The organism is Microbacterium sp. cx-59 (assembly GCF_020805625.1).
GTDB lineage: Bacteria > Actinomycetota > Actinomycetes > Actinomycetales > Microbacteriaceae > Microbacterium.
In genome coordinates this window covers 26,437-46,376 of record NZ_JAJHGO010000010.1, presented here as the reverse complement: position 1 = coordinate 46,376, position 19,940 = coordinate 26,437, and the positions used below count along the sequence as shown (strand labels likewise).

The 19,940-nt window shown below is 69.4% G+C and carries 15 protein-coding genes; 5 read left to right on the top strand and 10 right to left on the bottom strand.

Annotated elements, in window-relative coordinates:
- Positions 1–105: 105 nt before the first annotated feature.
- From LMI96_RS14960 to LMI96_RS14945, 4 genes are all read right to left on the bottom strand, one after another.
- A complete protein-coding gene (locus LMI96_RS14960; RefSeq protein WP_228362061.1) occupies positions 106–1,158 on the bottom strand; it encodes a hemolysin family protein in 1,053 nt (350 codons plus the stop codon).
- A complete protein-coding gene (locus LMI96_RS14955; RefSeq protein WP_223723534.1) occupies positions 1,155–2,501 on the bottom strand; it encodes a hemolysin family protein in 1,347 nt (448 codons plus the stop codon). Before LMI96_RS14955 ends, LMI96_RS14960 begins: the two co-directional genes overlap by 4 nt.
- 321 nt (positions 2,502–2,822) lie before the next feature.
- A complete protein-coding gene (locus LMI96_RS14950; protein ID WP_228362060.1) occupies positions 2,823–3,623 on the bottom strand; it encodes a hypothetical protein in 801 nt (266 codons plus the stop codon).
- Between the two features lie 467 nt (positions 3,624–4,090).
- Positions 4,091–5,548 (bottom strand): GuaB1 family IMP dehydrogenase-related protein, encoded by a 1,458-nt coding sequence (locus tag LMI96_RS14945; RefSeq protein ID WP_228362059.1) that lies wholly within the window; start codon positions 5,546–5,548, stop codon positions 4,091–4,093.
- A 213-nt stretch (positions 5,549–5,761) separates the two neighbouring features.
- Here LMI96_RS14945 and LMI96_RS14940 point away from each other — a divergent pair, with 213 nt between their 5' ends.
- Positions 5,762–9,457: a multifunctional oxoglutarate decarboxylase/oxoglutarate dehydrogenase thiamine pyrophosphate-binding subunit/dihydrolipoyllysine-residue succinyltransferase subunit gene (locus LMI96_RS14940; protein ID WP_228362058.1), complete on the top strand. Its 3,696-nt coding sequence runs from the start codon at positions 5,762–5,764 to the stop codon at positions 9,455–9,457.
- A gap of 59 nt (positions 9,458–9,516) precedes the next feature.
- Here the strand turns inward: LMI96_RS14940 and LMI96_RS14935 are convergent, their stop codons facing one another.
- The 4 genes from LMI96_RS14935 to LMI96_RS14920 form a co-directional block, all read right to left on the bottom strand.
- Positions 9,517–10,815, bottom strand: a complete 1,299-nt coding sequence (locus tag LMI96_RS14935; protein ID WP_228362057.1) for an alpha/beta hydrolase-fold protein — start codon at positions 10,813–10,815, stop codon at positions 9,517–9,519.
- Positions 10,812–13,298, bottom strand: coding sequence for a bifunctional lysylphosphatidylglycerol flippase/synthetase MprF (locus tag LMI96_RS16380; protein WP_228362056.1), 2,487 nt, complete (start codon positions 13,296–13,298; stop codon positions 10,812–10,814). The genes LMI96_RS14935 and LMI96_RS16380 overlap by 4 nt, the downstream gene beginning before the upstream one ends.
- 119 nt (positions 13,299–13,417) lie before the next feature.
- Positions 13,418–13,663 (bottom strand): zf-HC2 domain-containing protein, encoded by a 246-nt coding sequence (locus LMI96_RS14925; protein WP_223723540.1) that lies wholly within the window; start codon positions 13,661–13,663, stop codon positions 13,418–13,420.
- Entirely contained in the window at positions 13,660–14,313 is a 654-nt protein-coding gene (locus LMI96_RS14920; protein WP_374197936.1) for a sigma-70 family RNA polymerase sigma factor, read from the bottom strand. The genes LMI96_RS14925 and LMI96_RS14920 overlap by 4 nt, the downstream gene beginning before the upstream one ends.
- Before the next feature lie 61 nt (positions 14,314–14,374).
- Between LMI96_RS14920 and aroA the strand changes: the two genes are divergently transcribed.
- The 3 genes from aroA to bcp all read left to right on the top strand — a co-directional run bounded on the left by aroA (position 14,375) and on the right by bcp (position 17,483).
- Positions 14,375–15,712 carry a 3-phosphoshikimate 1-carboxyvinyltransferase gene (aroA, locus tag LMI96_RS14915; RefSeq protein WP_228362055.1) on the top strand — a complete coding sequence of 446 codons (1,338 nt, stop codon included), beginning with the start codon at positions 14,375–14,377 and terminating at the stop codon, positions 15,710–15,712.
- A complete protein-coding gene (gene rsgA, locus LMI96_RS14910) occupies positions 15,709–16,749 on the top strand; it encodes a ribosome small subunit-dependent GTPase A (protein ID WP_228362054.1) in 1,041 nt (346 codons plus the stop codon). Before aroA ends, rsgA begins: the two co-directional genes overlap by 4 nt.
- 266 nt (positions 16,750–17,015) lie before the next feature.
- Positions 17,016–17,483: a thioredoxin-dependent thiol peroxidase gene (gene bcp, locus LMI96_RS14905; RefSeq protein ID WP_228362053.1), complete on the top strand. Its 468-nt coding sequence runs from the start codon at positions 17,016–17,018 to the stop codon at positions 17,481–17,483.
- A 36-nt stretch (positions 17,484–17,519) separates the two neighbouring features.
- On the opposite strand, the gene LMI96_RS14900 is transcribed toward bcp, so the two are convergent.
- The gene (locus LMI96_RS14900; protein ID WP_228362052.1) at positions 17,520–17,912 is read right to left on the bottom strand and encodes a histidine kinase; all 393 of its coding nucleotides are present in this window, start codon (positions 17,910–17,912) and stop codon (positions 17,520–17,522) included.
- A 241-nt stretch (positions 17,913–18,153) separates the two neighbouring features.
- Between LMI96_RS14900 and LMI96_RS14895 the strand changes: the two genes are divergently transcribed.
- Positions 18,154–18,402, top strand: coding sequence for a WhiB family transcriptional regulator (locus tag LMI96_RS14895; RefSeq protein WP_047542656.1), 249 nt, complete (start codon positions 18,154–18,156; stop codon positions 18,400–18,402).
- A gap of 45 nt (positions 18,403–18,447) precedes the next feature.
- On the opposite strand, the gene LMI96_RS14890 is transcribed toward LMI96_RS14895, so the two are convergent.
- Positions 18,448–19,935: a sensor histidine kinase gene (locus tag LMI96_RS14890; protein WP_223723545.1), complete on the bottom strand. Its 1,488-nt coding sequence runs from the start codon at positions 19,933–19,935 to the stop codon at positions 18,448–18,450.
- Positions 19,936–19,940: the final 5 nt, after the last annotated feature.

Below are 19,940 nucleotides of genomic sequence, written 5' to 3'. Positions count from 1 at the left end.
GGGGGCGCGCGTGTTGGCGGGCGGGGCGTGTTTCGGGGGGCCCCCCCGGGTGGCCCCCCCGCCCCGATCCCGTCTCGCGGTCGAAAGGCGGGAGACGGATGCTGCTCAGCGGGCGCGGCGGGTCGCGTCCTGCACCTCTCCGATCAGCTCCTCGATGATGTCCTCGAGGAAGAGCACCGCGGTCGTGCGCCCGGTGGCGTCCCGCACCTGCGCGAGGTGGCGGCCGGCGCGGCGCATGAGCGCCAGCGCGTCCTCCAGATCGGTCGTCTCCTGCAGCGGCACCATCTGATGGATCCGCTTGGCGGGGATCACCCGGTCCGGGCGCGGGTCCGCCGGGTCCTCGGTCACCCGCAGCACGTCCTTCAGGTGCACATATCCGACGGGCACGCCCGCGTCGTCCACGATCACGTAGCGCGAGAACCCGTGGCGGGCGACGGCGCGTTCGATCTCCGCCGCCGTGGTGTGCTGCGGCAGGGTGACGAGCTCGGCGAGCGGCACGGCCGCATCCTTCGCTTTCTTGTCGGTGAACTCCACGACGGCCGCAACGGCGCCCGCGGAATCATCGAGCACGCCCTCGATCCGCGACTGGTTGACGATCGTCGCGACCTCCTCGAGCGTGAAGGTCGAGGCCGCCTCATCCTTCGGCTCCACCCGGAACAGGCGCACGATGTGATTCGCGGTCCAGTTGAGCGAGACGATGATCGGGCGGAACACCTTCGAGACCCACACGAGCGGCGGCGCCAGCATCAGCACCGCGCGATCCGGCACTGAGAACGCGAGGTTCTTCGGCACCATCTCGCCGAACACCACGTGCAGGTACGACACGAGCACCAGCGCGAAGGCGAAGGCGACGATGTCGACGACCCCCTCGCTCCATCCGGTCAGCTCGAGCGGAACCGCGAGCAGATGGTGGATGGCGGGCTCGGAGACGTTCAGGATCAGCAGCGAGCAGATCGTGATGCCGAGCTGGCACGTGGCCAGCATGAGCGTGGCGTGCTCCATCGCCCACAGCGCCGTCTTCGCCGCGCGCGATCCTTTCTCGGCGAGGGGTTCGATCTGCGATCGGCGCGCGGAGATGACCGCGAACTCGGCGCCGACGAAGAAGGCGTTGAAGACGAGCAGCACCACGAGCCAGACGATTCCCGCCCAATCGCTCATCGGGACTCACCCCCTCGGGCCTCACGTGCGACGTGGTCGGGTGTGTCACCGGGCATCGATCGCGGGGTGAACTTCACCCGGTCGACACGTCGTCCGTCCATGCGGGCCACCGCCAGCGTGCCGTCCTCGATCTCCACTTCGTCGCCCACTCGGGGGATCCGTTCCAGTTCGCTCATCAAGAATCCGCCGACCGTGTCGTAGACGTCGCCCTCGGGCACGCGGACGCCGGCGCGGTCGCTCAGTTCGTCGGGACGGAGCGCGGCCGAGAACGTCACCGAATCGGCACCGCGGACGATCTCCGCACGCCGCCGGTCGTGCTCATCGAGCACCTCGCCGACGATCTCCTCGACCAGGTCCTCCAGCGTGACGACGCCGGCGGTGCCGCCGTACTCGTCGACGACGATGGCCATCTGATAGCCGCGGGCGCGGAGCTCCGCGACGAGCACGTCGAGGTGGACGGTCTCGGGAACGCGCAGCGCCTCGCTCGCGAGGGCCGCGGCGGGCACGTCTCCGCGCCGATCGCGGGGCACGGCGACGGCGGCCTTGAGGTGCACGATGCCGACGATGTCGTCCATGGATTCGTCGTAGACCGGGAAGCGGCTGTGTCCCGTCGAGCGCGCCAGCTGGATGACGTCATCCGCGGAATCGGATGCGGCGACGGCGTGAACGCGCGGACGCGGCGTCATCACGTCGTCGGCGCTCAGTCGAGCGAATGTCAGGGTGCGGTCGAGAAGCGACGCGGTGTCCTTCTCGAGCACGCCCGCGCTCGCGGAACGGCGGACGAGGCTCGAGAGTTCTTCGGCGGTGCGGGCGCCGGACAGTTCTTCTTTCGGCTCGATGCCGACGGAGCGCAGGATGCCGTTCGCGCTGCCGTTGAGCAGAGCCACCGCCGGGCGGAAGACCGTGGTGAACGCGACTTGGAAGGGCATGACCAGAATCGCCGTCTGCCGCGGGATCGCGAGCGCGAAGTTCTTGGGGACGAGCTCGCCGATGATCATCGAGAACACCGTCGCGATCGTGATGCCGATCACCGAGGAGACGCCGACGACGATGCCCTCCGCGATCCCCCATCCGCTGAGCACCGGGCGCAACAGGTTCGAGATCGCCGGTTCCATCGTGTAACCGGTGAGCAGCGTGGTCAGGGTGATGCCGAGCTGCGCGCTCGAGAGGTGCGTCGACGTCATCCGCAACGCGCCGATCGTCATCGCCAGCCGGGTCTCGCCGGCGTCGCGCCGCGACTCGAGGTCGGCGCGATCAAGATTGACGAGGGCGAACTCGCTCGCAACGAACAAGCCCGTACCCACGGTGAGCAGGAGCCCCACGCCCAACATGACGTAATCCATCACGCATCACCTCCCGTGCGGGAGGGGGGTCGGTGGGGCGAGGGTCTGCAACTGGGAGGGTCGTCCATCGTGCGGACCACTTTACCGAAGACTGCACCCTCCGGACCCGGGCTCCCCCGCATCCGTCCCGCCGCTCCGCATCACCCGCACGCTCTACCGCCCCGCCGTTCCGCATCACCCTGGGTGCTCTACCGCTCCGTACCCGCCGCGGCTCCTGTTTCCTGCGACGGCGCTACATATTTCTGTGGCCAAGACAGGAAACTGGCGCCACGAGATGTGGGCGACCGGATTGCAGGGGTAGCCGGGTCCACGTGCGGGTGATCAGCGGAAGATCAGGCCCGCGGGCGGGCGAGGGCGGCGCGATGGCAGACCATCGAGGGTCAACACATCCCAGAGCAGCCGTGGGTCATCGAGTTGCGGCGTGCGCCAACGCGAGAGAGCCCGCACCATCCGCCGAAGCTCGTCGCCTCGATCCTTCTCCGCGGTGAGCGCCTGTTCGGCCGTCTGACCGTCACGCATCTGGGGATCGAGGTACTTCCCCAAGCCGTCGAACTCGCCTGCGTGGTCGAAATCCGGGAAGAAGAAATCTGTGCGGATGCGGCGTCCCCCGGGCAGCACGAACTCGCGCTGCAGGACGGGCACGGGAAATCCGAGCGCACCGATCAAGACCCTGCTCTGGGATTCGCGAACGGAGTCCGAGAGATGGGTCGCCGCTTCGAAGGCATCCCACGCCCGAGCGGCACCCACGCGGGAGCCCCTCGTCGACAGGATGCCCGCGATCTCGGCACGCGTTGCGAGGGGGCCGCCGGGTCGCCTCGCCCAGAGCGCCTGGTCCATCGCGATCACGCCCGCGGTGAACGAAGACACTCGCGCAAGGTCGATTGCGGTCTGGGCAGCGGTGGTGATCTCGTGCCCCTGCCACGGCGTGACGACCGCATCCACCGAAGTCCGCGTGCGGCGGCGGAACACCCCGCTGGAGCGCCCACCCGACGTGCGCGGCACGATCGTATCGATGCGTGCGGGCCAGGCGCCGAGTTTGTCGATGCCCCACTGCGCAGCCGCGGCGAAGTACCCCAGGGTGAGTGGTGACGCGGCCCGCGCCGCGGCCTCCGTCCCGCGCACGCGGTGCCTTTGCATAGGGCTGAGGGCCGCCCATTCCGCCGCCATCACGTAAACACCGGGCACTACCGCGATGAACTCACCGGAGGCGAGCGCTCGCTGTAGGCGACGATCGTTCAGGGGAAGCCCGTCACGTTCCCGACGGCGATGGATGGTGATCGACGCGGCCCCGTGCGTATTCATACGCCGACCCTCGCTGAATAGGGCGTCTGCGACACACGTGAATAGCCCGTCTGTGCAGAACAACCCCCCTCGGCTCACTGGGGAGGAACGTAGGACTCCAGCCGCGTCCTTCCTTGCTCCGCTCTCGCTCGTTCGCCTATCCCGCGATGGCGCCTCATTCCTGCTGAGGCGCCAGATACATCTGCAGCCTCAGCAGGAAACAGGAGCCATCGCAGGAAAACGGAGCGTCGACACGGGCGAACCGCGACCGGCGGACGGGCGCAGCGCGGGGCGCCGCGCCGCGCGGGTCACCAGCTGACGGGGAGCGCCTTGCCCTCTTCGTAACCGGATGCGGACTGCAGGCCGACGAGGGCGCGGTCGTGGAACTCGGCGACCGTCGACGCGCCGGCGTAAGTGAACGACGAGCGCACGCCGGAGGTGATCATGTCGAGCAGATCCTCGAGGCCCGGGCGCAGCGGATCGAGGTAGATCTTCGACGACGAGATCCCCTCGGCGAACAGCTCCTTCCGGGCGCGCTCGTAGGCGTCGAGCCGGCCGAACCGCGCCTGCACGGCCTTCGTGGACGCCATCCCCCACGATTCCTTGTAGACCCGACCCTGGGCATCCGCGAAAAGCTCGCCGGGCGCCTCGATCGTGCCGGCGAACCACGAGCCGACCATGACGGATGCGGCGCCCGCCGCCAGCGCCAGCGCGACGTCGCGGGGGTAGCGCACTCCGCCGTCCGCCCACACGTGCGCGCCGAACTCGCGCGCCGCCGCGGCTGTTTCGAGGACCGCGGAGAACTGGGGGCGCCCGACCGCGGTCATCATCCGCGTCGTGCACATCGCGCCCGGCCCCACGCCGACCTTCAGGATCGAGGCGCCGGCGTCGACGAGATCACGGACGCCGTCACCGGTCACGATGTTGCCCGCGGCGATGGGGAGTCCGAGCTGGAGCGCCGACACGGCCCGGAGGGCGTGCAGCATCCCCTCCTGGTGGCCGTGCGCGGTGTCGAGCACGAGCACGTCGACTCCGGCGGCCGCGAGCGCGCGCGCCTTGCTGGCAACGTCGCCGTTGATGCCGATGGCGGCGGCCACGATCAGTCGACCGTTCGCGTCCACGGCGGGTCGGTACAGCGTCGAGCGCAGGGCGCTCCGCTGCGAGAGCGTGCCGACGAGGTGCCCGTGGTGCAGCACGCACACGGTTTCCGCATCCGCCGCGACGAGCAGGTCGAACGCGGCGCGCGCGTCCGCGACGTCGTCCGCGTCGATCGCGACCGGGCGGCCGCGCACGAGATCGCCGAGGGTCGCATCCGGCAGCGCGGTGGCGAGCCGGGAGGCGGGCACCACCCCGGCGATGTCGTCGATCGAGAGCCCCTCCGCGGCAGCGTCGGCGACGACGATCCCGTGCCCGGGGGTGGCGGGAAGCATCCGGGACGCGTCGCTGACGGTCGTCTGCGGGGGCAGCACGAGGGGCGTGTCCCAGCGCACCGGCTGCCGCTTGACCCACCGGATGGCGGCATCGAGCTCCTGCAGGGGCATGTCCTGGGGCAGCACGCCGAGTCCGCCGCGTCGAGCGAGGGTCGCTGCGAGTCGCGGGCCGGTGACCGAGTTCATGTTCGCCGACACGAGCGGGATGCGCGCCGTCGTGCCGTCTCCGGGCGAGAGGTCGACGTCGAGCCTGCTGGTGACGGCGGATCGCCGCGGAATGAGGAACACGTCCGAGTAGGTCAGGTCCAGTTCGGGGTCGTCGCCGTAGAACTCCATGTATCCCAACGTTAGACCTCTCGCCCCGGCCGCGGACCTCTCGCCCCGGCCGCGGACCTCTCGCCCCGGCCGCGGACCGGCGGCGGAGGTGATACCACGGATGCGGGTCGCCGGACTCGGCGCGGCCAGACTGGGCTACCCTGGGTAAGCGTGCGTGTGGGCCGACGGTGGCCCCGCACGACCACTGAATCTCACGAAAGCGGGCGATCGAGAGTGTCGAGCCAGGTGACAGGCGTCGGAGTATCGAACGAGGGAGAGTTCGGGGCCAACGAATGGCTCGTCGAAGAGCTCTACGAGCAGTTCAAGGTCGACAGGAATTCTGTCGACAAGTCATGGTGGCCGGTTCTCGAGGCCTACACCCCGGCGGATCTCACGGCAGAGGCCGCCGCTCCGCAGACACCTAGCGCAGCGCCCGCCCCGACCGGCACGGAACCGCATCCGATCACGGCGCCGATCCCGGTGATCGGGGCTCAGCCTGTGGCGCGTACGACGGCGAAGCCGGCCGCGCGGCAGCCGATTCCCGCGCAGGCGCCGAGCGCGCAGCCCTCGAACCCGACGGCCGCCGTCGAAGAAGACACGGTCACGCCTCTGCGCGGCATGACCAAGACCCTCGCGGCGAACATGGACCAGTCGCTGACGGTCCCGACCGCGACCAGCGTCCGCACCGTGCCGGCGAAGCTGATGATCGACAACCGCATCGTCATCAACAACCACATGGCCCGCACCCGCGGCGGCAAGGTGAGCTTCACGCACCTGATCGGCTGGGCGCTGATCCAGGCGCTCAAGGAGTTCCCGAGCCAGAACGTGTTCTACGCCGAGGTCGAGGGCAAGCCGTCGGTCGTGGCGCCCGCGCACATCAACCTCGGCATCGCGATCGACCTGCCCAAGCCCGATGGCACCCGCTCGCTCATGGTGCCCAGCATCAAGCGCGCCGAGTCCCTGACGTTCCACGACTTTCTCACCTCCTACGAGGATCTCGTCAAGCGCGCACGCGCCAACAAGCTCACGGCCGCCGACTTCCAGGGCACGACGCTCTCGCTGACGAACCCCGGAGGAATCGGAACGGTGCACTCGGTGCCCCGTCTGATGAAGGGGCAGGGATGCATCGTCGGCGCGGGTGCCCTCGAGTACCCCGCCGAGTTCCAGGGTTCGAGCGACAAGACGCTCACCGAGCTCGGCATCGGCAAGACGATCACGCTCACCAGCACCTACGACCACCGCGTCATCCAGGGCGCCGGTTCGGGCGAGTTCCTCAAGAAGGTGCACGAGCTGCTGATCGGGCAGCGCGGGTTCTACGAAGACATCTTCGCCGACCTCCGCATCCCGTACGCGCCCATCCACTGGGCGCGCGACATCAACGTCGACCTCGCCGAGCGCGTCGACAAGGGCGCGCGCGTGCAGGAGCTCATCAACTCGTTCCGCGTGCGCGGCCACCTGATGGCCGACATCGACCCGCTCGAGTACATGCAGCGCACGCACCCCGACCTCGAGATCGAGAACCACGGCCTGACGTTCTGGGACCTCGATCGCGAGTTCGTCGTCGGCGGCTTCGGCGGCAAGCGGCTGATGAAGCTCCGCGACATCCTGGGTGTCCTCCGCGACTCGTACTGCCGCACGACCGGCATCGAGTACATGCACATTCAAGATCCGGTGCAGCGCAAGTGGTTCCAGGACAACGTCGAGGTCAAGTACCAGAAGCCCGGTCACGACGAGCAGCTGCGCATCCTGTCGAAGCTGAACGAGGCCGAGGCGTTCGAGACCTTCCTGCAGACCAAGTACGTCGGTCAGAAGCGCTTCAGCCTCGAGGGCGGCGAGTCCGTCATCCCGCTCCTCGACGAGATCCTGCAGGGGGCCGCCACCGCCGGACTCGACGGCGCGGCCATCGGAATGGCCCACCGCGGTCGCCTGAACGTGCTGACGAACATCGCCGGCAAGACGTACGGCCAGGTGTTCCGCGAGTTCGAGGGCACGAGCCTGCCGGGCAACAAGCGCGGCTCGGGCGACGTGAAGTACCACCTCGGCACCGAGGGCACCTTCATCTCCGACCGTGACGAGGAGCTGCCGGTCGTGCTGGCCGCGAACCCGTCGCACCTGGAGACCGTCGACGGCGTGCTCGAGGGAATCGTCCGCGCGAAGCAGGACCGCAAGCCGATCGGCACGTTCTCGTGGCTGCCGATCCTCGTCCACGGCGACGCCGCGTTCGCCGGCCAGGGAATCGTCGTCGAGACGCTCCAGATGTCGCAGCTGCGCGGGTACCGCACGGGTGGCACGATCCACGTCGTCATCAACAACCAGCTGGGCTTCACCACCCTGCCGATCGACGGTCGCTCGTCGGTGTACGCGACGGATGTGGCCAAAACCATCCAGGCACCGATCCTGCACGTGAACGGCGACGACCCCGAGGCCGTGGTTCGTGCGGCGGAGCTCGCATTCCGTTACCGCCAGGAGTTCCACCGCGACATCGTGGTCGACCTCGTCTGCTACCGCCGCCGCGGTCACAACGAGGGCGACGACCCGTCGATGACCCAACCCCTCATGACGAACCTCGTGGAGGCGAAGCGTTCCGTGCGCCGCCTGTACACCGAGGCGCTCGTCGGTCGCGGTGATATCACCGAAGAGGAATACGAGCAGGCGAAGCGCGACTTCCAGGACCGTCTCGAGGTGGCTTTCGCGGAGACGCACGCCGCCGAGACCGGTACGCACCAGGTCGTGAGTGACACCGTCGAGCCGGAACCCGCCGTCGGAGAGCCCGAATCCACGGGCGTGTCGACGGAGGTCGTGCACCTGATCGGCGACGCGTTCATCAACAAGCCCGACGGCTTCACGGTGCACGCCAAGCTGCAGCAGCTGCTCGACAAGCGCCACACGATGAGCCGTTCGGGCGGAATCGACTGGGCGTTCGGTGAGTTGCTCGCGTTCGGTTCGCTCGTTCTCGAGGGCACGCCGGTGCGCCTCGCCGGACAGGATTCCCGTCGCGGCACATTCGTGCAGCGTCACGCCGTGCTGCACGACCGCGCCAACGGCCAGGAGTGGCTGCCGCTCGTGAACATCGCCGACAACCAGGGCCGGTTCTTCGTGTACGACTCGCTGCTGAGCGAGTATGCGGCCGTCGGCTTCGAGTACGGCTACTCGGTCGAACGGCCCGACGCGCTCGTGCTGTGGGAGGCCCAGTTCGGTGACTTCGCCAACGGCGCGCAGACCGTGATCGACACCTACCTGACGTCGGCCGATCAGAAGTGGGGCCAGCAGTCGTCGGTCGTGCTCCTCCTGCCGCACGGCTACGAGGGCGCCGGTCCCGACCACTCGTCCGCGCGCATCGAGCGCTTCCTGCAGATGTGCGCGCAAGACAACATGGTCGTCGCGCGTCCGTCGACGCCCGCGTCGTACTTCCACCTGCTGCGTCGGCAGGCGTATTCGAAGCCCCGGAAGCCCCTCGTCGTCTTCACACCCAAGGCGATGCTGCGGCTGCGGGACGCGACGAGCCCGGTCGAGGACTTCACGCAGGGCCGCTTCGAACCGGTGCTCGATGACAATCGCGGACTCGACAAGAACGCGGTCACGCGGGTTCTGCTGCACGCGGGCAAGGTGCACTGGGACCTCCGCGCCGACCTCGAGAAGAACCCGAAGCCGGAGATCGCGCTCGTTCGGGTGGAGCAGTACTACCCCGCTCCGATCGACGAGTTGAACGCGATCATCGACAGCTACCCGAACGCCGAACTGGTGTGGGTCCAGGAAGAGCCCGAGAACCAGGGCGCATGGCCCTTCATCGCGCTCGAGGTCGTGCCGCACCTCCACCGCCCCTCGATGCGCGTGCTCTCGCGTGCTGCATCCGCCTCCCCGGCGGCCGGGTCGGCGAAGGTCCACCAGATCGAGCAGGCGAAACTGCTCGCGAAGGCGCTGACCCTCTGATCACCGCGGAATGACGATGCCCCGGATGCTGCGGCCTCCGGGGCATCGTCGTTTCCGTCTCAGCCGGTCGGGGCGGCGAGCCCGAGCCGGGGGCCGAGCGCGTCGATCGCCGAGGTGAGCCCCTTGGAGAGCGCCGCACCGACGTGCCCCTCCCCGGCGATGGTCTCGGCGTAGACCGTGAATCCCGCTTGCTGCGCCAGCGCCGCGTTGCTCACCTGCCCCGGGCCGAAGGTGGCGTCCTGGTCGCCGTGGGTGAAGACCGCCACGTGACCGTCGTACGCACCGGGGTGCGCGGCGAGCTGCGCCGCCGGCTTCGCCGCCGTGAACGCCGCGCTGTCGCCGCCGAACGCGTCGGCGATGGTCTGGTCGATGTGTTCGGATCCGGGGTACTCGTTCCCCGAGATGTCCATGACGTTTCCCCACAGTTCCGGATGCTGCGCCCCGTACGTGAAAGCGCAGGACCCACCGTTGGAGTAGCCGCCGATGACCCGGTACGCCGGGTCGTCCACGATGTTCAGCGTCCGGGTCGCGTAGTCGAGCACATCCTGGTTGATGTAGGTCGACACGGTTCCGTAGGTCTTGGAGTCGGCGCACGCCGGGTCGGCGTTCACGGAGCCGAGCTGGTCGGCCACGATCGCGATGGGGGCGAGACCGTTGTGCGCGGCCGCAAAGGCGTCGAGGGCCGCGGCGAGCGCCGTCGGGTCGGGAGAGCCGGGTTGGCCCATCATGAAGACGATCAGCGGCAGCTGGGGCGGGTCGGCCACGAGCGCCGCGGGCGGAAGATACACGGCCGCATCCCGTGCCGAGAAGCCGGTGGATGGGATCCGCTGGTCGCCGGACAGTGCGCTCACCCGGCCCTGCGCGGGCATTCCGGCCGGCGGTGTCCACGTCTCGTACAGCGTCGATGGGTCCGTCGACGCGGCGCCCGCATTCGGCAGCGGGGCGCTGTCGAGGGCTTGCACTCCGAGGATGGCGGCCAGATTGTGGGTGAGCCCGTACGACGCGTTGACGCCGAGACCGGCCGTGGTGGCGGCCAGAATCACCAGGAGGATGCCGAGCGCACGGCGCCACCAGGGCCGGAGGAAGAGCGCGAAGAACCCGATCACGATGAATCCGGTGCCCGCCGCCGCCCACAGGGCGGCATGCACGGGCAGCGCGCCGTCGAAGATCCCCCACCCCGCCAGCACATGGGCTGCGGCGTAGGCGGCGACCGTCGCCGCCGCGAACGTGATGAGGAGCCGGCGCACGCGCCGCGGACGCGCCGCGACGATGACGAGCGCGACGACGACGGTGAGGGCGGCGAACACCCACACGAGCGGGCTGTCGATCAGCTCGAGGCTCAGCATCCACCGGGTCATCGGTCGCCTCCTCGGGCGGAACGGAGCAGCGTCAGCACGTCGGCCGGCGTCGCGTCGGGAAGATAAGCGCGCCCGATGGCGATGCCGATCTTCGGCAGGTCGACCGGATCCCCGTAGGCGAGCCAGATCGTGCGGTAGTGCGGGTGGAACTTCCGCTTGAACCGGAACAGCGAGGCGAAGCCGTAGGCGGGTTCGAGCGTTTCCGCCAGCCAGCTCAAGACCCCGCGGAGCGTCGTCGGGTCGCCGGAGACCTCGGCGTCGGGCTTCACGGCCATGGGGGCACCCGACAGGCTCACCTCCTCGATGCCGTCCGCCGCGGCGCGCTGGGCCGCGCGTGCGATGACGAACTCCATGAGGCCGTTGGGTCCGTCCGCGCGGCGTCGCATGAAGTCGAGCGTCCATCCGGTCAGCGCGCCATCGCGCCACGACGGCATCCAGCTCGTGACGACCTGCACGCGTTCCTCCGCATCCACGGCCAACAGCAGCGCCACGTCCGGGTCGGTCACCTCATCGAGCGAACCGAGGGTGAATCCCATCTCCGGCAGGGCCTTGTCGGCCACCCACTGCTCGTCGATCTCGCGCACCTGCGCGCGCTGGGAGGCGGTGAGGTCGGCCCAACGGGTCCACACCGCCGTGATGCCCTCGCGCTCCGCCCGGGTCATCGGCTGACGTACCTTCTGCCACTGCTTGCCGGTCAGGGTGACTTCGGAGACCACCATGACGGTCTCCTCCCCCACCGAGACGTACTGCCAACCGATCCGATCGAACACGGGAAGTTGCGCATCGTGGATGCTGTAGAACACCGGAACCCAGCCCGCATCCGTGCAGTGATCGATGAATCCGCGGATGGCGCGGTCCTCGCCGCCGGGAGGCGTCAGCGGGTCGCCGAGCGCGAGGGCGACATCACCGACGAGCCGGAACGCGACGGCGGATGACCGATCCGGGCTGTACCAGTAGCTCGTGCCCCGCCAGGTTCCGAGGAAGCCGAGCGTGCCGCCGCCCCGGCGCAGCAGGTCGCGGTAGAGGCGTCCGTCGTCGTTCACGGAACCGCGCACGCTCCGCGAGAGGCGGAGCAGCGCCACGATGATGATCGCCCAGAACACGACCCCGACCCATTGGTACACCCACAGCGCCGGACCCTGCCGCGGGTACGGAGGTTGCCCGACGCCCTGCAGGAACGCGGGCGGGATGAAGCGGCGGAGCGCCTCGGTGAGCAGGTCGAGCACGGATGGCGCCACGTCGAACGAGCGTCGCAGGAGCCACTCGCTCCCCATGAACACCGTGACGCAGAGGACGAACGCCAGAACGGCGGTCACGACGAAAGTGCGCGCGGCGGCGGGAGTGGCCCGCACCGAGAAGCGGCGCCGCAGCAGGAGGATGGTGCCGGCGGTCACGAGTGGCACGCCGATGGATGCCGCGGCCCACAGGACGTACTCGAGCCCGGTACCGTCGGCCCAGGAATCGATCGACAGCTCTCCGCCGGCCCAGGAGTAGATCGCGACCGCGGCCAGCAGAACCTGCACGACGACCGCCAGCAGCGCCCCGGCGCGGCGTCCGCGTCGGATCCCGATCGCCGCGACGATCAGGAGCGCGAGCGGCACGAGCGCGAGGATCACGGGGCCCGCACCGCGGGTGACGAGGAGCGCGAATTGATGATCGCACCCGCGGGAGTACACGGCCACGCACCGGTCGACGAGGTGCTGGTCGTACTCCACGAACGACGAGGCGACGAGGGAGAACGGGCCGCGTCCGCCGCCCGCGATCACGGCTGCGACGGGACCGAGGCCGGTGACGGCGACGAGGGCGGCCATCAGCGAGCGGATTTCACGCGTGGACGAGCGGTGCCATTCCAACCGGGGCCGACCCGCCATGAGAACGCCGACGACGAATCCGACGAGCCCTGCGACGAGCCGATACCAGGAGTCGGCGTCGCCCGCGTAGAAGGCGAACATCACCAGCACCGCGAAGCCGACGGTTCTCAATCTTCGTCGCCACAGCGCCGAGGCGAACGCGGATGCGGCCATCGTCGCCCCGAAGATGCCGATGGACGGGTCGAGCACGGGGTCGGTCGTCTCCCACGGCCGCAGATCGACGATGCTCCAGAGCGCCGCGTGCACGCCGGTGGCGACGGCGACGCTGACCAGACCCGTCGCCACGAAGAGCACGGCGACCCGCAGGTGACCGAGCAGGGTTTCCGCGTAGACGAAGACGGTGAGGAGCAGAACGACCGCCAGCACGGTCTCGATGGTGGAGTCCGGGACGATCAGCGCCGTGATGGGCGTCCACCAGTTCCCACTGGCCAGCGCCGTGGGACCCGTGCCCCAGGATGTGGCGTCCTCGCCCCAGAGAGAACCGGTCACGACGGCCGACACGAGCACCGCGCCGGCGATGATGACCGCGGACGGATGCCGGGTCAGGTAGCTCCGAATGATCCGGAGCGTCGCGCGCCATCCGGTCGCACCCGACGAATCGACAGTCGACACATGCCCTCCCGTGTGCTCAGTGCGCCGACGTCACCTTATCGATGACGGGCACCGACCGGGACGCCGCACCGAGCAATAGCCGATGAGTCAGCTGAGGATCGCGAGAGAGGGGATGCGGATCAGTGGTGGGTCGCCTGCACGTCGCGCAGGCGCGTGAGTACGGTGTCGCGCAGTTCTTCGGGAGCGGTCTCCCGGCATGCCCGCGCAACGACCTCGGTGAGGGTTCTCGCCACGAGCGCTTCATCGCGGCAGGAGGCGCAGTGCTCGAGGTGCTCCGTGATGTCGGTGTGCTGGGTGTGGCAGACCTCGTTGCGCAGATACTCTTCGAGGTCGCGTCGCGCTTGGTCGCAGCCGCAATCGGTCATTTCCCACTCCTGGATGATGACGGGGTGATGCCCCGTTCCTTCGCGTAATCGGCCAGCAGGTCACGCAGCATCCGTCTGCCGCGATGCAGACGGCTCATGACCGTGCCGATGGGTGTCTTCATGATGTCCGCGATCTCCTGGTAGGCGAATCCCTCGACGTCTGCGAGGTACACCGCCAGCCGGAAGTCCTCGGGGATCGACTGCAGCGCGTCCTTCACGACGGACGCCGGCATGTGGTCGATGGCTTCCGCCTCGGCCGACCGCGAGCTGGTCGCGGTGGTCGATTCGGCCCCGCCCAGCTGCCAGTCCTCGAGGTCGTCGATGGCGCTCTGGTAGGGCTCGCGCTGCTTCTTGCGGTACGTGTTGATGTACGTGTTCGTGAGGATGCGGTAGAGCCACGCTTTGAGGTTCGTGCCCTGCGTGAAGGTCGCCCACGACGCGTAGGCCTTCACGAAGGTCTCCTGCACGAGGTCGGCCGCATCCGCGGGATTGCGCGTCATGCGCATGCCCGCGGCGTAAAGCTGGTCCATGAAGGGCAACGCCTGTTCTTCGAACTGCGCGCGCGGATCCGGGGGTGCCTGGTCATCCATCGCCAGCCAGTCTACGGCCGGGGCGATAGCGCTCCGGGGGCGCTCGAGCACGCTCGTCATCCGGTCCCCCTTCTCGGCTCAGGCCCACGCGGTCTGCAAGCCGTTCAGTAGGGTGGAACCGATGAGCGCGAAAGGCTATTCCCCCGAATCGAATGATGCCGGCCACTGGGCGGCACCGGTCGCCGCTGCGCCCGTCGAAGCGGCGGTCGCCGTGCCCGGCTCGAAGTCCCTCACGAACCGCGAGTTGGTGCTCGCGTCCCTCGCCGACGGACCGAGCACGCTGCACGCCCCGCTGCACTCGGATGACTCGCGGCGGATGATCGAAGCGCTCCGCGGACTCGGTGTCTCGGTCGATCCGGTGGAGGGAACGAGCGCTTTCGGCGACGACCTCCGGGTCACGCCCCCCGCGCACATCCCGGGCGGCGGAACGGTGGATTGCGGCCAGGCCGGCACGGTCATGCGCTTCGTCACGCCCGCCGCCGGATTCGCGACCGGCGACGTGACGATCACGGCGCACGAGAGCGCCCTGCACCGCCCGATGGGCGAGATGATCCGAGCCCTGCGCGAAGTGGGGGTCGATATCGACGACGGCGGAAGCTGGTCTCTGCCCTTCACCGTGCGCGGGCGCGGTCACGTGCGCGGTGGCGAGGTCACGATCGATGCGAGCGCGTCGAGCCAGTTCGTCTCCGGGCTGCTGCTGTCGGCTGCGCGGTTCGATGTCGGGATGCAGCTGATCCACCGCGGCGAGCGCCTGCCGAGCGTTCCGCACATCGACATGACCGTCGAGTCGCTCGCGCACCGCGGGGTGCATGTCGAGCGACCCGCGCCCGGACAGTGGATCGTGCCGCCAGGACCGATCCGCGCGAAGGATGTCGCGATCGAACCCGACCTTTCGAACGCGTCACCGTTCCTCGCGGCCGCGCTGGTGACGGGCGGCCAGGTCTCCGTGCTCGGCTGGCCGGGCACGTCGACGCAGCCCGGCGCGCAGCTGCCCGAGCTTCTCGCCGCCTTCGGCGCGCGGTGCGTGCGCCGCCACGGCGCGCTGACCGTCACCGCGGGTGACCGGATCCACGGCGTCGATCTCGATCTGTCGGCCGTCGGAGAGCTCACCCCGACGCTCGTCGGGCTCGCTGCGTTGGCCGATGCCCCCTCGACCTTCACCGGCATCGGCCACATCCGGGGGCATGAGACCGACCGCATCGCGGCGCTCGTGAGCAACCTGCGCGCGATCGGCGGCGAGGCGGAGGAACTGCCGGACGGCATCCGGGTGATCCCCCGGACGATGCACGGCGGGCTGTGGCGTGCGCACCACGACCACCGACTCGCGACGACCGGTGCACTGCTCGGTCTCCGGGTGGCCGACGTGCACGTCGATGACATCGGGACGACGGCGAAGACGATGCCGGAGTTCCCCGAGCTCTGGCGGCGGATGCTCGCCGGCGAGGACGCCGCCGGGTGAGCTGGCTGAGCGACGACGACGAGGACGACGAGCAAGAACTCGACGAGTCCGACTTCCGGGCGCGACCGAACCCGAAGGCGAACCGCCCGCGGACGAAGCGTCGACCGGCGCACGCGGATGCCCGGATCGCGCGCGTTCTCGGGGTCGACCGCGGCCGGTACGCGGTGCTCATCGACGAAGACGAAGCCGATGAGCGGGCGAACACCGCGACCCGCGCGCGGGAGCTCCGCAAGCAGCCGATCGTCACCGGAGACCGGGTGCGCGTCGTCGGAGACACGTCGGGCGATGAGGGCACGCTGTCGCGGATGGTGGGGATCGAGCCGCGGGCGACGCTCCTGCGGCGCAGCGCCGACGATACCGACCAGGTGGAGCGGGTCATCGTCGCGAACGCCGACCAGATGCTGGTGGTCGTCGCGGCTGCGGATCCCGAGCCGCGCGCGCGGCTGGTCGACCGCTACCTGATCGCGGCGTTGGATGCGCGCATCCGCCCGCTTCTCGTCGTCACGAAGACCGACCTCGCCGATCCGTCCGAGTTCCTCGGTCATTTCGCGGGGCTCGATCTCGAGGTCTTCACGAGCGCTCAGACGGAGATGCCGGTCGATCGGATCGGCGCGGCGCTCGTCGGGCATTCGACCGTGTTCGTCGGGCACTCCGGTGTGGGCAAGTCGACGCTGGTGAATGCCCTCGTGCCCAGCGCGATGCGCGCGACGGGGCACGTCAACGACGTCACCGGGCGCGGACGGCACACGTCGAGTTCGACGATCTCGTACCGCTACCGCGGCCCGGCGGGGGCGGGATGGGTGATCGACACCCCGGGCGTGCGGTCGTTCGGACTCGGTCATGTCGACCCGGCGAACGTGCTCGGCGCGTTCACGGATCTGGCCGAGGCGGCAGCCGACTGCCCGCGCGGGTGCACGCATCTGCCCGACGCCCCGGATTGCGCGATCATCGAGGCCGTCGCAGAGGGTCGGCTGGGCCCGAGCGCTCCGGCCCGTCTCGATTCGTTGCAGCGCCTGCTCACGACGTTCGCCCGCTGACTCGCTCCCACCCGCCCGCGGACGCGACGCATCCGTTCCGGGCGCTGGCATCGGGACTGGCGGGAGACCGCCGCAGGCGGTCGGGGGCAAGCGGCTGTCGCACGCGGGCGAAGCGGATGCGACGCGTCCGTTCCGGGCGCGGGCATCGGGACTGGCGGGAGACCGCCGCAGGCGGTCGGGGGCATGCGCCCGGAACGGACGCGACGCGCAGCGCAGCACAGCACAGCACAGCACAGCACAGAGCGAGCGCCCCGTACCCTGGACATATGACGACGCTGCATCCCGGAGACATCGCCCCCGACTTCACGCTCGCCGACCAGGACGGTCAGACCGTGTCGCTGCACGATCTGCGTGGCAGGCAGGTCATCGTCTACTTCTATCCCGCGGCGATGACGCCGGGCTGCACGACGCAGGCGTGCGATTTCCGCGACAGCCTCTCCTCGCTCGAGGCGGCGGGGTACACGGTTCTGGGGGTCTCCCGCGATACTCCGGCGAAGCTGCGCGAGTTCCGCGAGCGCGACGGTCTCACGTTCTCGCTCCTCGCGGACGAGGACCACGCCGTGCACGATGCGTACGGTGCGTGGGGCGAGAAGATGAACTACGGCAAGCGCATCGAGGGCGTCCGGCGTTCCACGTTCGTGATCGATCCCGAGGGCCGGATCGTGCACGCGCAGTACAACGTGAAGGCGACCGGTCACGTCGCGCGTCTGCGCCGGATGCTGTCGATCGACTGAGTCGCGCGCCGGGACGGCGCCCCCGCGCGGTGGCGGTCAGGGGCGTTCGGCGCGCGCGTCGCGTCCGGCCCGACGGACGGCGGCGAACAGCAGCACCAGCGTGATGATCGCGGGAATGGCGAGCTGGAGCCCGAGGAGCGGGTGCGCGAACACTCCCGTGGCGGCGCCGCCGGCGACCGCGAGGATGAGGAGTTGGGTGACGATTCCGCCGGAGCGCCCCCAGGAGCGCCCGCGGATGGTGGCCACCCCGAACGCGACGACGGCGGCGGCCCCGATCACGGTCAGGACCAGGAGCGCGATCGCGGATTCGAGGGCGCTGGTGTCTCCCCCGATGATGGCGCCGCCCTGGGCGATCGCGAGCACGGCGATCGCGGCGCCCTCCACGATGAGAAGGCCTCCGGTGAGGGTACTGAGCAGGTCGTAACGCATGGTTCTCCCGGTCGCACTGTTGTTGGGGACGTCAACACGACGAGCTTCCGCTGTGTGAATGCCAACAAAACAGGGGGTAAACCCTTGAAAAGGGTCAACCCCTGTGCGACGATTGTTCACGTCGTGTGCTCCCACAGCGGCGTGGGGCGAGCATTCTGCTCGCACACCACACAGGGTACCGGACCCGAGTTCCCCCTGTTACCGCACGAATCTTCCTTCCCAAGTCTGAGGAGCAACACGCATGGACTGGCGCGACAAATCGGCCTGCCTTACCGTCGACCCGGAACTCTTTTTCCCGGTCGGCAACACCGGACCCGCTGTGGACCAGATCGAGAAGGCCAAGGCTGTCTGCGCTCGCTGCACCGTCACCGAAGTGTGTCTCCAGTACGCCCTCGAAACCGGGCAGGACTCGGGAGTCTGGGGCGGCCTCTCCGAAGACGAGCGCCGCGCCCTCAAGCGCCGCGCCGCGCGCGCCCGCCGCGCTTCCTGACCTCACGCGAGAAGCGGATGCGGGGTGCCCGCATCCGCTTCTGCGTTACACCTGAGCGCGCCCGATGTAGCGGAGCGGGATCTCGATCGTGACCTCGGTTCCGCTGCCCATCACGGTGTGCCAGTCGATCGTTCCTCCCAGCTCACCCTGAATGAGGGTGCGGACGATCTGGGTACCGAGGCCGCGTCCGACCTGACCCTCGGGCAGGCCGACTCCGGTGTCGCGCACCTTGACCGACAGCGTCTCGTCGCTGCGTTCGGCGGCGATCTCGACCTCGCCCTCCTGGCCGGCCAGTCCGTGCTCGACGGCGTTGGTGACGAGCTCGGTCAGTGCGAGCGCGAGCGGAGTCGCGTACTCGCTCGGCAGCGGCCCGAACGAGCCCGTTTTGCGGGTCATCGCGCGGGTGTTGGGAGCGGCGGCGACCTCCGCGACGAGCTTCAGCACGCGCGAGAAGACGTCGTCGAAGTCCACGCTCTGCATGAGACCTTCGGAGAGCGTGTCGTGCACGACGGCGATCGCCGAGACGCGCCGGGTGGCATGGGTGAGCGCGTCACGCGCCTCGTCGGAGTGCGTGCGACGCGCCTGGATGCGGAGCAGTGACGCCACGGTCTGGAGGTTGTTCTTCACCCGGTGGTGGATCTCCCGGATGGTGGCGTCCTTGGTGATGAGTTCCTGCTCCTGGTGGCGCAGTTCCGACACGTCGCGGCAGAGGACGATGGCACCGACCCGGGTGCCGTGGTCGCGGAGCGGAATGGCGCGAAGCGAGACGGTGACGCCGCGCGCCTCGATGTCGGTGCGCCAGGGGGCCCGACCGGCGACGACCACCGGCAGGGACTCGTCGAACTGGCGCTTCGCCGGGAGGATCTGCGTGATGACCTCGATCAGCGGTTCGCCCTCGAGTTCGTCATCGAACCCCATCCGGTTGAACGCCGACAGCGCGTTCGGGCTCGCGAAGGTCGCCAGACCGTTGACGTCGATGCGGATGAGGCCGTCCGACGCGCGCGGCGCTCCCCGACGGGGGGCGGTCGGGGCGGCGAGGTCGGGGAACTCTCCCGAGGCGATCATGCCGAAGAGGTCGTCGGCGCAGTCGTTGAACGTGATCTGCTGACGCGACGGTGTGCGCGCCTCCCCCAGGTTCGTGTGCCGCGTCAGCACGGCGATGACGTTCACGGCCTTGTCGGATCGGGCACGCATGATGGGCACGGCGCGCACCCGGGTCGGCGTCTCCTCGAACCAGTCGGGCGACGCGGAATCCACGATGCGCCCCGAGACGAAGGCGTCCCGCACCTGCGCCCGCCACTGCGGGCGCACCCGGTCGCCGACGATATCTCGGTAGAAGAGGGTCGCCGCGCCGCTCGGACGCGCGTGCGCGACGGCGACGAACGACTCGTCCTCCGTCGGCACCCACACGACGATGTCGGCGGACGCGAGATCGGCGAGCAACTGGCCGTCGCCGGCGAGGCGGTGCAGCCACTCCACATCAGCGGGGTCCGAGAAGCCGTGCGCGTAGACGAGTTCACTGAGGGTCGACACGCGTC